General features: G+C 34.2%; 10 protein-coding genes. 5 read left to right on the top strand and 5 right to left on the bottom strand.

The features are described 5' to 3' along the window. Window positions 1-52: 52 nt before the first annotated feature. From C3L50_RS05775 to C3L50_RS05760, 4 genes are all read right to left on the bottom strand, one after another. Window positions 53-1,195, bottom strand: coding sequence for an efflux RND transporter periplasmic adaptor subunit (locus C3L50_RS05775; protein ID WP_103805545.1), 1,143 nt, complete (start codon window positions 1,193-1,195; stop codon window positions 53-55). Between the two features lie 68 nt (window positions 1,196-1,263). Further along, on the bottom strand, window positions 1,264-2,604 hold the full coding sequence (locus C3L50_RS05770) for a TolC family protein (RefSeq protein ID WP_103805217.1): 1,341 nt from the start codon (window positions 2,602-2,604) through the stop codon (window positions 1,264-1,266). Then, entirely contained in the window at window positions 2,604-3,200 is a 597-nt protein-coding gene (locus C3L50_RS05765) for a TetR/AcrR family transcriptional regulator (RefSeq protein ID WP_103805216.1), read from the bottom strand. The genes C3L50_RS05770 and C3L50_RS05765 overlap by 1 nt, the downstream gene beginning before the upstream one ends. A 123-nt stretch (window positions 3,201-3,323) precedes the next feature. Beyond that, window positions 3,324-3,839 (bottom strand): YceI family protein, encoded by a 516-nt coding sequence (locus C3L50_RS05760; RefSeq protein ID WP_103805215.1) that lies wholly within the window; start codon window positions 3,837-3,839, stop codon window positions 3,324-3,326. 186 nt (window positions 3,840-4,025) lie between these two features. Here C3L50_RS05760 and C3L50_RS05755 point away from each other — a divergent pair, with 186 nt between their 5' ends. From C3L50_RS05755 to C3L50_RS05745, 3 genes are all read left to right on the top strand, one after another. Then, complete coding sequence (locus tag C3L50_RS05755; protein WP_103805214.1) at window positions 4,026-5,000, top strand: polyprenyl synthetase family protein; 975 nt, start codon at window positions 4,026-4,028, stop codon at window positions 4,998-5,000. Window positions 5,001-5,360: 360 nt separating this feature from the next. Further along, a complete protein-coding gene (locus C3L50_RS05750) occupies window positions 5,361-6,566 on the top strand; it encodes a PepSY-like domain-containing protein (protein WP_103805213.1) in 1,206 nt (401 codons plus the stop codon). A gap of 326 nt (window positions 6,567-6,892) precedes the next feature. Further along, a complete protein-coding gene (locus C3L50_RS05745) occupies window positions 6,893-7,246 on the top strand; it encodes a hypothetical protein (protein WP_103805212.1) in 354 nt (117 codons plus the stop codon). On the opposite strand, the gene C3L50_RS05740 is transcribed toward C3L50_RS05745, so the two are convergent. Beyond that, on the bottom strand, window positions 7,243-7,785 hold the full coding sequence (locus tag C3L50_RS05740) for a hypothetical protein (RefSeq protein WP_103805211.1): 543 nt from the start codon (window positions 7,783-7,785) through the stop codon (window positions 7,243-7,245). The genes C3L50_RS05745 and C3L50_RS05740 overlap by 4 nt on opposite strands. 120 nt (window positions 7,786-7,905) lie before the next feature. On the opposite strand from C3L50_RS05740, the gene C3L50_RS05735 reads away from it, so the two are divergent. Next, entirely contained in the window at window positions 7,906-10,683 is a 2,778-nt protein-coding gene (locus tag C3L50_RS05735) for a 2-oxoglutarate dehydrogenase E1 component (protein WP_103805210.1), read from the top strand. A gap of 49 nt (window positions 10,684-10,732) precedes the next feature. Next, entirely contained in the window at window positions 10,733-11,959 is a 1,227-nt protein-coding gene (odhB, locus tag C3L50_RS05730; RefSeq protein ID WP_103805209.1) for a 2-oxoglutarate dehydrogenase complex dihydrolipoyllysine-residue succinyltransferase, read from the top strand. Window positions 11,960-11,977: the final 18 nt, after the last annotated feature.

Here is an 11,977-nt window from a genome sequence, read left to right as displayed (position 1 = left end):
TATTTTAAGCCGATATTAAACAATTTTTAAACTCTTAAACCTTTAAACCCTTTTAAAAATTAAGTTTCATTCCTTCTGAAACAGCATTCGCTCCTTCGGTAACAATTATAACTTCGGAGGATAACCCGCTTAGAATTTCGGTAACATTCCCTGAAGATTGTCCTAGTTTTACAATAACTTTTTTAGCAATTCCTGTTTTTCCGTTGGAATTGGTTACTACAAAAACAAAATTATTTTTCTGACCATCTTCCTGAATGACATTCGTAGGAACTACAACAGCATCTTTGCTTACGTAATCAATGATTTTAAGATTAGCTACTTGGTTTGGACGCAATAAATTTTCAGGATTTGGAACACTTACTTCAATTCCAAAACTACGGTTGTTTGGATTCACAAAGTTTCCAATTTGGCGTACTTTTCCTTTATAGGTTTTTCCTAAAGAAGATAAAACCACATCCACTTCAGTACCCACTTTTAGTTTACCAATGTATGTTTCAGGAACCGAAGTCGAAACATACATATTCGATAAATTCACGATACGCATCAATCCTTGTGCGCTTGGTGCTACTACTTGACCTTTTTCTACAAAAACCTCATCGATTGTGCCCGTAAATGGCGCTTTTATGATTGTTTTTGCCAATTGCGCTTTGATTTGAGCAACCCCTCTTTGAGCAGAAACCATTTGGGTTTGTGCTTGCAAGTATTGAATTTCAGAACCAATTTTTTGATTCCAAAGATTTTTTTGACGTTCGAAAGTAGTTTTTGCCAAAGCGTATTGGTTTTCTAAACTGGCTACTTGTTGGCTCAATCCAGCGTCGTCAATTCTTCCCAAAATTTGTCCTTTCGAAACTCTTTGTCCTGCTTTCGCATTCAATGAAACTAAAGTTCCTTGATATTCGGGTTGCACCAAAATATTTTCTTTAGTATCAATACTTCCTTGAATTTCAAGATAATGACTAAAAACGGTGTCTTTTACGGTTTGTACAGAAACTAATGCTTCTTCTGTTTTTACGTCTAAGATAGCTAGAGCTTCATCAATTTTGGTTAAATCACCTTGGATTAATGCTTTTTTTGCTTGAAGTTCTTTAACGTTTTTGGATGCAATTAAGTCATCAATATTGGTGCTATTTTCGTTTTTACCGCAAGCGAAAAGCACTAACGAAACGGTGGCGATGAGGAATATTTTTTTACTCATAACTTTTATATTTTTTGTTTGGAATTCGTGAATCTTCGATTTCATTTTTTATAGTTATTTATAGTGGATTATTGTTTGTTGATTACTTTTTCTAAAGCGGCTTTTTTGTTGATTACATCTACCATCGACTGCAAGTATTTTTGTTGTGCAGTGTATAATTGTCTTTGCGCATCGTTAAAATCAAAACTAGTCGAAAGTCCTTCGGTAAATTTTATTTGTTGCTTTTTTTCAATTCTTTCAGCAAGATTCAAATTTGTTTTTGCCGTAGCATATTCTTCTACACTAAATTCATAATCGCTTTTCGCACTTGCATATTGCAATTTCAATTTTTGCTCGGTTTCTGTCAATTGGGTTTTGGCTTGATCCAAAGCAATTTTGGCTTGTTGGGTTCTCGAACTTCTGGCCAAACTACTGAATATTGGCACTCTTAAACTTACACCAAGATTGGAATAATTGAACCAATTTTGATTTTGAGTAAAAAACTGAAACTCATCCTTGAATGCGTTGGTTCCATAATTAAGATTGGCTGATAATGAGGGCAAAGCTTTGCTTTTTTCTAGTTTCAGCTCTAATTCTCTTTGCTCTTGAAACGTTTGAGCCATTTGATAATTGATGTTATTCGAAACGTTAAATTCACTTTGAGAAAATGCCATATCCAAATTAGAAACGGTTAAATTATCTAATTTATCGGTCAGCTTCAAATCACTAGCGATTTCGATACCTAGGTTGGTTTTTAGCATTTTATAAGCTACGTCAACCAATCTTTTGTTGTAGTTCAATGTACTGTTTATTGAGGTCAATGTGATTTCTAATTGTTCCACATTTTCCTCTTCAATCAATCCATTTTTGAAAGTTTCTTTAGTGTCGGATAAGGTTTTTTCGAGCGCTTTTTTGTTTTTTTCTAGAATGGCAATACTCTCTTCTGCCAGCAATACATTACCATAAGAATTGGTGACCATTTCTCGAATTTCGGTACTGGTTTTTTGTTTTGCATTTTCGTAGTATTTCATATAGGTTTTAGAAGCCTGAAGTGCTACAATATAGGATCCGTCAAAAATTAACTGACTCAAAGTAGCGTGAGCTGACATATTGTGTTTGGTTCCAAAAGCAACGGTGGCATAAGTTCCTGGCTCTCCTCCAAAAAATTCTGCTGGAACAACCGATTTTTGTAAAACGAAATTGTTTGTATAATCAACTCCTCCATTAATTTGTGGCAAACCCGCAGCGGTTGTTTCCCATTTCTTTTCTTTAGAGGCTTCAATATCTCTTGCTGCATTGATGGCCGAATAGTTGTTGACTGTAGCGTGAGCAATAGCTTGTTCTAAGTTAAAACTGTAGCTTTTTTGTGTTTCCTGCGCCTTTGCCGTCAGGGCAAAAACGAATAAGGGTATGATAAATAGTTTCTTCATTATAGATGGTAGTTTATTAATTGTTTTTCTAGTTCTATTATTCCTTCGGGAGTTGCCATTGCTCGGGTATGGTATTCTAAGGCCAACAATTCCTTTTCATTTGCTTCTTTTTCGGAGCTTATCTTTCCATTAATACTAAAAATTAGCGTGTAATAAAATTCAACATAAGTATCAATTGGTGTTTCTTTTCGATACAAACCTTGTTCAATTCCTTTTACGATGTTTTGTTTAAAAACCACATTGCATTCGTCTATTTCTCTCGACATTACGTTATCGTAAATTTCGGGATAATGTTTTCTCAATTGATAAACCGGTGACGAATCGCCTGCTTTAAACATTTCTTTAAACATTTTTCGAATCTCGAAATTTTCCTCGATAGCATTGTGATTTTTAACTACTATATTATCAATAATTTGATGTACTTCTTTGTGAACTAATGCTGTCGATTCCTCAATTAAAAGTTCTTTATTGCAGAAATATTTGTAAATTGTTTTTTTAGAAATACACATTTCTCCAGCAATATCATCCATTGTGACACTCTTGAATCCTAATTTCAAGAATAAGTCGGTTGCTTTTGCTATAATTTTATCTTTCATTTTTTTGCTGAACGAATTCAGACTCTTTATTATTTATTCAAATGTATGTTGTAAACTTTTATTGAAATTCTAGTTTTCTAAAAGTTCACGAAAACTTAACTTTTGGGAGTTTATCTAAAAGAATTAAATCGAAAATTCCAAGTTAGCTACCAATTTCAAGTTTTTTCCGAATCCAAATTTCTCTTGCGAATTGTTGAAGTTTTTGTCTAAACCAAAATCGTTTCGATTAATATCTCCTTTTATTTCAAAAGCTGCTTTTTTGGTTCCGCTGTAATTATTAATTCCAATGAATTCGGCATCGAGTTCAACCATTTTTGTCACATCTTTTATGGTCAAATAGCCTTTCAAGAAATTGATATTGTTCTTAAATTTCTGAAAAGAAGTCGATTTGAATCGAATAAGAGGTTTTTTTGTAGATCCAACATTGTTTTTATTCTCCAATCTAGCTTGGCTGTTTTTTGAAGAAAACGTTTTACTTTCTAAGAAAAATTCCACCGATGCATCTTCAATTCCATCTTCATCAAGAGATACAAATCCATCAAAATGATTGATTTCATTTCCCAAATAAGTAATTGTTGAATCTTTCATTTGGATTAACACATCCGATTGATCTGAATCAATAGTCCATTTAGTTGCCATAATAGGTTAGTTTTATAAGGTAAAAAGACTTTTTAGTTTTTAATTTCTGGTGCAAATATAGAACGGAAACTTTGAATACCAAAATAGTTTCCAAAGTATTTTTATTTTTTTTTTCTGGAATTAAAGTCTCAGGTTTTTTAAGTTACTTTGTAGTCTTTAAAATCAGAACCTTAAAAAACAATAGTAATGCTTACCATCAGCGAGTATCAAGAGCAATTCTTAATCTATTTGAAAAGTCAAAATATTGACAAAGAACCCAAAAATCTATACCAACCCATAGACTACATTTTGCAGTTGGGAGGCAAAAGATTGCGTCCAGTTTTAACCTTGATGACTGCAGATATTTTTGATATAGATTACAAATTAGCTTTGCCAGCAGCAATGGCAGTCGAGGTTTTTCATAATTTCTCCTTGGTGCATGACGACATTATGGACGATGCTCCACTGCGAAGAGGAAACGAGACCGTACACGAAAAATGGAACATCAACACTGGAATTCTATCTGGCGATGCAATGTTGATTTTGGCCTATAAATATTTCGAAAATTACCAACCAGAAACCTTTAGAAAACTGGCCAAATTATTCAGTAAAACAGCTCTCGAAGTATGCGAAGGACAGCAATATGACGTTGATTTCGAAACCAGAAATGATGTTACGATTCCCGAATATCTAAAAATGATTGAATATAAAACCGCTGTTCTCGTTGCTGCAGCAATGAAAATGGGCGCCATTGTGGCTCGTTCTTCTAAAGAAAACAGAAGTTTAATTTATGATTTTGGTCTTAATTTAGGTTTGGCATTCCAATTGCAAGATGATTATCTGGATGCTTTTGGTAATCCTGAAACCTTCGGAAAACAAGTGGGTGGCGATATCATCGAAAACAAGAAAACCTATTTGTACTTGAAAGCGCTCGAATTTGCAAAACCAACCGAAAAGGAACAATTATTGCATTTATTTTCGACCAAATTAGACGACAACTCCGATAAAATAGCTGCCGTAAAAGAAATTTTCAATACAACTGGAGCTTCAAAAGCCACACAAAAAACAATTGAAGAATACACTTTGAAAGCATTCGAAACCTTAGAACAAATAAAAATTTCAGAAGATAAAAAAGCCATTTTGAAAGCTTTTGGCGAAAATTTGATGAGCAGAAATACATAAGCTAAAATAGAATTTCCGTTACCATATCAATGAACAAAGAATTAAACAGGCGTGATTGCCTGTTTTTTTGTGTTTTAGTTTTATTAAAAAATCATAGTAATCTTGATTGTTACTCTATTCGAAAATAATAATTTCAAATCATCACCCTCAAAAATGATTCTTAACACAAATATTTACAGCTAGTTAAAAAATTATAATTATTTTTTAATGGGCACTAGTAGTACTAAACCTAAAAAAAAACAGAAAATAAGGTAGGGTAATTTTATTTTAAAATGTTTTAAATGACAAGTTCTAATAGAATTATAAAAAATCCGTATAAAATATATGATATAGTTTTACCTAATTTTAAATTTTTAACAAATGAAAACCAATCAAAACACTATTTTAGCATTAGCATTATCTTGTGTATTATTTAGTTGCACAAATAATGACACAGTTTCATCAAATACAGACACAAGTGCAACTTCAACTTATGAAGTGGTTTCTGCTGCCGCTTTACCGACTACAATCTCCAATTACATTACATCTAAATATGCAGGTTCTACAACAACCGAAGTAAATTTGAATGCTGATGGAACTTATGTAACTTATGTAACTCTTGCTGCTGGTGCTACAGCAAAAACAACCTCAACAGCAAAAACTACTAATGTAGTTGTAAAATTAAAATTCAATGCAAAAGGCGTTTTAATAATTACAAAAATAGAAACTCCAATTGCCATTGCTGATCTATTGCCAGCAATAACAACTTACATCACTACCAATTATCCAGGTGCTACAATAAATGTTGCTCACACAGAAACTGGTGGAAGTTTTGATGTTTTAATTACTGCGGCCGATGGAAGTAAAATCAAATTGAATTTTACAGCCGATGGAACCTTTGAATCTGCACGTGTTTTTAGAACAAACGGAAATCACCGTCACAATCATGATAAACCACAAACTCCAGTTGCCATTGCTGATTTAGCGACAAGCATAACAACTTATATTACCACAACTTATTCAGGTGCTACTATTACTTCGGCCCACAAAGAGTCTGACGGAAGTTTTGACGTGTTTATTACTACTGCTGCAGGTGCTAACCTAAACTTAAATTTTAGTGCTACTGGCGATTTTGTTTCTGTAAGTTCTTGCGGAAATAATCATTCCAATCACGAAACTCCAATTGCTGTCGCCAATTTACTGACAGAAATTACCACATACATCACAACAAATTATGCTGGAGCCACGATTACATCTGCAGAAAAAGATTGGAACGGTGGTTTTGAAGTGCATATTACCACTGCAGCAGGAGTTCGATTAGAATTGAATTTTACCGCGGCAGGAGTTTTTGTAGTGGGTTCTGATTCTAATAACAATCATTCAGCAGGATCAGTTTCGGTTATTATTAATGATTTAATAGTTAGCATTAAAACGTATATCAGCACAAATTATGCTGGTGCGACAATAAAAGAAGCTCATTTAGAATCAGATGGAAGTTATGATGTAACCATTATAACCGCTACAGGAACTAAACTGAAATTAACTTTTACTGCTGCTGGTGTTTTTGTTAGCGTAAAAACTACATAAAAAAAATAATATTTCTTTTCAATATACATTCAATAAAGACCATCAGTTCGCGCTGATGGTCTTTTTGGTTAAAAACATTAGAAGAAAATTTAAGGAGTAGAAATACCTAATTTGATTGTTTTATCGTTGAAGCAAAAATTTAATTCTTAAAAACAGTTGTTTTTCATCTCCTATTTTATATTTTCGAGTCGAATTATTTTTAAAACATCTTTACTGGCTTGAATAGGATTCGTTATTTGGGGCTGTTTTTATTCCAAATTTAGATTTCATTTTATGCTAATAGAAAATAATTAATTACAGATAACCACTTCAAAAGAATTTATCGAATGAATTTCATTGCTCCAATAAATACAAATCAATTACTCGAAGAAGCCGAAAAGGAATCTTTATACTTGAAATTAATTGAACAAATCAATAAGGATTTTAATTTGGCCAATGAAGGAATAGATTTTCCCAAGAGCATTTCACCCGAAGAATTGAAAATTCAAATGCATGAAAAAATCTATCGAATGATTCAATACAAATTTGCCGAATATTTAAATTTACTATACATCATAGATGTATCTGAAGATCAAATCAAAAAATTGGATGGTTCAGATTTAGTAATCCTAGCCGAGAATGTAGCCTTTTTGATTTTGAAAAGAGAATGGCAAAAAGTGTGGTTTAGGAATAAATATTAAAAATAAACCCTAACAAAAGGCATAAATGCATCGTTGTAATAGCTGTTGTTTTCATCAAATAAAACATTGTAACGAGCCCCTATGGTAACATTTCCTGTTCTGTAACCCGCACCAACATACAAGGCTGTATTCCAAAAAGAATCCGAAACGCCATAATATTTATAGTTGGTATTGACGTTGATTTCTTCTAACTCTACCGAAAGCTGAATTTCAGGAATTGGATTAACCAAGGTAATTAAACTTGCTCCATAAATAGTAGAGGTGTAGTCATTTTTTGCAGAAACATAACCAAACTGCAAGGCAGTTCCAACACCAACAATTGAGTTTATATTGTAAATCGCACTTGGCGAAATGGTGATGTCTGTATAACCTGATCCTATACTCAATCCCAATCCTCCTCCAAATTGAACATTTTTCCAAAAACCATTTGACGAACTGGGAGTATTTGATGGTCCTTGAGCGGCTATTGGATTAAAAACAAATAGGAATGCCAAAACAAATAATGACCTGAAAATGGTTAAATGATGATTATTTTTCATGCTTTTTGGATTAATTTAACAAATTATTACGTAAAAGTACGTAAAAAAAAATATTATGTGTATTGTTTTATTGTACTTTTGCCAAACTATTTTTAACATATAAAGATATTTTATACAATTATGGACAGGTTTTCATTCTTAAACGCGGCTCACACCGAATTTTTTGCCCAACTTTACGATCAATATTTAGAAAATCCAGATAGCGTAGAGCCAAGTTGGAGAGGCTTTTTTCAGGGTTTCGACTTTGGAATGGCAACTTACAACGGAGAAAATCCAGTAACTCAACCAGAAATCAAGACAGTTGTAGCTCCTGAAAACAATTCTGGAACAGAAAAACTGCTGAAAGAGTTTAAGGTTATCAAATTAATTGATGCTTATAGAAGTCGTGGACATTTGTTTACTAGAACAAATCCGGTTCATAAAAGAAGAACGTATTCGCCAACATTAGACTTGGAGAATTTTGGGTTAACAAAAGCTGATTTACCAATCGTTTTTGATGCTGCTAGAATCATCAAAATTGAGCCTTGCAGTTTGGCCGAAATATTAGGTCATTTAGATAAAATCTACTGCCAATCTATTGGTGTAGAATATATGTACATCCGAAATCCTAATGATATTCAATGGATTCAATCTAAAATAGGGCACAACGACAACCAGCCAGATTTTTCGGTAGAACAGAAAAAAACAATTCTAAGAAAATTAAACAAAGCCGTTGCATTCGAAAACTTCTTGCACACTAAGTATGTTGGTCAAAAACGTTTTTCACTCGAAGGAGGAGAATCAATCATTCCAGCACTTGATGCTTTAATAGAAAAAGCAGCCGAAAAAGGAGTAGAACATTTTGTGATGGGAATGGCTCATCGTGGCCGTTTGAATGTTTTGGCTAATATTTTCGGAAAATCTACCCAAGATATTTTTAGCGAATTTGACGGAAAAGATTACCAAGACCAAGAATATTTTGATGGTGACGTAAAATACCATTTGGGATTAAGTGCTGAAAAAAGAACTAGTACAGGAAAAACCATTAATATCAATTTAGCACCAAATCCATCGCATTTAGAAACCGTTGGAGCTGTAATCGAAGGAATAACAAGAGCCAAACAAGACAAATACTTCCCAAACGATTTCTCAAAAGTATTGCCAATTGCCGTTCACGGTGATGCCGCTATTGCTGGACAAGGTCTTTTATATGAAATCATTCAAATGTCGCAATTAGATGGTTATAAAACAGGTGGAACTATTCATATTGTAATCAATAATCAAGTTGGTTTTACTACTAATTATCTTGACGCACGTTCATCAACTTATTGTACAGATATTGCCAAAGTAACACTTTCGCCAGTATTGCACGTTAATGCCGATGATGCCGAAGCTGTTGTACATGCTGTACAATTCGCTTTAGATTTCAGAATGCATTTTGGTCGTGACGTATTTATCGATTTGTTGGGCTATAGAAAATACGGTCATAACGAAGGTGACGAACCCCGTTTTACACAACCTATTTTATATAAAATCATCGCCAAACATAAAAATCCAAGAGATATTTATGCTGAAAAATTATTGGCCGAAGGCGTAATCGATGCTACTTATGTAAAAGAATTAGAAACCGAATACAAAGCCGATTTAGAGGTTAGCCTTGAAGAATCTCGCAAAAAAGAATTGACTATCATCACTCCGTTTTTACAAAATGAGTGGAAAGGTTTTGAAACTGCTGGAATTTCACAAATGCTTACAAAAGTGGACACGACTTATACAAAGGAGGGTCTTACTGCTGTGGCCAATGCTATTTGTAATTTGCCAACCGATAAAAAATTCATTAGCAAAGTTCAAAAATTAATCAACGACAGAAAAACAATGTTTTTCGAAACCAATAAATTAGATTGGGGAATGGCCGAACATTTGGCCTACGGCTCTTTACTAAGAGAAGGTTTTGACGTTCGTATTTCAGGTCAAGATGTAGAACGCGGAACTTTTTCACATCGTCATGCAGTTGTAAAAGTTGAAGATTCAGAAGAAGAAGTAGTTTTAATCAATAGCCTTGAAGGAAAAAAAGGAAAATTTAACGCTTTCAATTCATTGCTGTCTGAATACGGAGTTTTAGGTTTTGATTATGGATATGCCTTGGCAAATCCAAAAGCACTAACCATTTGGGAAGCACAATTTGGTGATTTTTCCAACGGAGCCCAAATTATGATTGACCAATATATTTCGTGTGGAGAAGACAAATGGAACAATCAAAACGGAATCGTTTTATTATTGCCTCACGGATATGAAGGCCAAGGAGCTGAGCATTCTTCAGGACGTATGGAACGCTTTTTGCAACTTTGCGCTAGACAAAACATGTATGTTGCCGATTGTACAACACCGGCCAACTTCTTCCATTTATTGAGAAGACAAATGAAATTAAAATTCCGTAAACCACTTGTTGTTTTCACACCAAAAAGTTTGCTTCGTGATCCAAGAGTAGTTTCTAGCATCGAAGAATTAGAAAATGGTGCATTCCAAGAAACTATTGATGACAATTCTATAGTCAAATCAGAGATTAAAACTCTGGTTTTCTGTACAGGAAAATTCTATTATGACATCACAGCCGAAAGAGAAATAAGAGGTAGAAAGGATGTAGCAGTTGTGAGAATCGAACAATTGTTCCCATTCCCTGCTGAACAACTAAAAGAAATTATTGCAAAATACCCAAATGCCGACGATTATGTTTGGGCACAAGAAGAGCCTAAAAACATGGGGGCTTACGGTTATATGTTGATGAATTTCGATTTAGTAAAATGGAGATTGGCATCATTAAGAGTTTCCTCAGCATCAGCGTCAGGAAGTTATACAAGATCTAAAAACCGTCATGCAAAAGCCCTTAAAATGGTTTTCGAAAAGGATTATATTAGATAAAAAACAGTTCCTATAAAAAATTTAAAATTCATAATTTAATACAAACAAGATGATTTTAGAAATGAAAGTCCCATCACCAGGGGAATCAATAAAAGAAGTTGAAATTGCAACTTGGTTAGTAAAAGAGGGCGATTATGTAGAAAAAGATCAAGCCATTGCCGAAGTAGATTCTGATAAAGCAACATTAGAATTGCCAGCAGAAGCTAGCGGAATCATCTCTTTGAAAGCAGAAGAAGGAGATACTGTAGCCGTTGGAGCAATTGTGTGTCATATCGATACTGATGCAGCAAAACCATCAGCTGCAGCGCCAGTAGCAGAAGTGAAAAAAGAAGAAAAAGCTGCCGAAGTTAAGAAAGAAGAAGTAAAAGTAGTTGCTCCAGTAGCACCAACTTCTTACGCTTCAGGAACTCCATCGCCAGCAGCAAGAAAAATATTAGACGAAAAAAATATTCAACCTTCTACTATTGTTGGAACCGGAAAAGACGGAAGAATCACTAAAGATGATGCCATAAACGCAGTTCCATCTATGGGAACCCCTACGGGAGGAAATCGTGGTTCAGAACGTACAAAACTATCAATGTTGCGTCGTAAAGTAGCCGAAAGATTAGTGGCTGCTAAGAATGATACTGCGATGTTGACAACGTTCAACGAAGTAAACATGACACCAATCAATACTTTGCGTAACGAATACAAAGATGCGTTCAAAGCCAAACACGGCGGTCTTGGTTTAGGATATATGTCATTTTTTACAAAAGCGGTAACAAGAGCTTTAGAATTGTTCCCTGATGTAAACTCAATGATGGACGGTGATTATAAAGTAGCTTACGATTTTGCTGATATCTCTATCGCCGTTTCTGGACCAAAAGGATTAATGGTTCCTGTGGTTCGTAATGCCGAAAATTTATCTTTCAGAGGAATCGAAGCTGAAATCAAAAGATTGGCCATCAAAGCACGTGACGGACAAATCACCGTTGATGATATGACAGGAGGAACATTTACTATCACAAATGGTGGTGTTTTTGGATCTATGTTGTCAACTCCAATTATCAACCCTCCTCAATCTGGAATCCTTGGAATGCACAACATTATAGAGCGTCCGATTGCTGTAAATGGCAAAGTGGAAATTCACCCAATGATGTATGTAGCTCTTTCTTATGACCACAGAATTATTGATGGTCGTGAGTCTGTTGGTTTCTTGGTTGCCGTGAAAGAAGCATTGGAAAACCCTGTAGAATTGCTTTGCGGAGGAAATCCAAAAAAAGCTTTTGAATTGTAAAATTCCATTTCAAAATAT

The sequence above is a fragment of the Flavobacterium alvei genome (assembly GCF_002920895.1).
Classification (GTDB): domain Bacteria; phylum Bacteroidota; class Bacteroidia; order Flavobacteriales; family Flavobacteriaceae; genus Flavobacterium; species Flavobacterium alvei.
The sequence above is the reverse complement of the archived record's forward strand: the minus strand, read 5'-3'. Positions and strand labels throughout refer to the sequence as shown.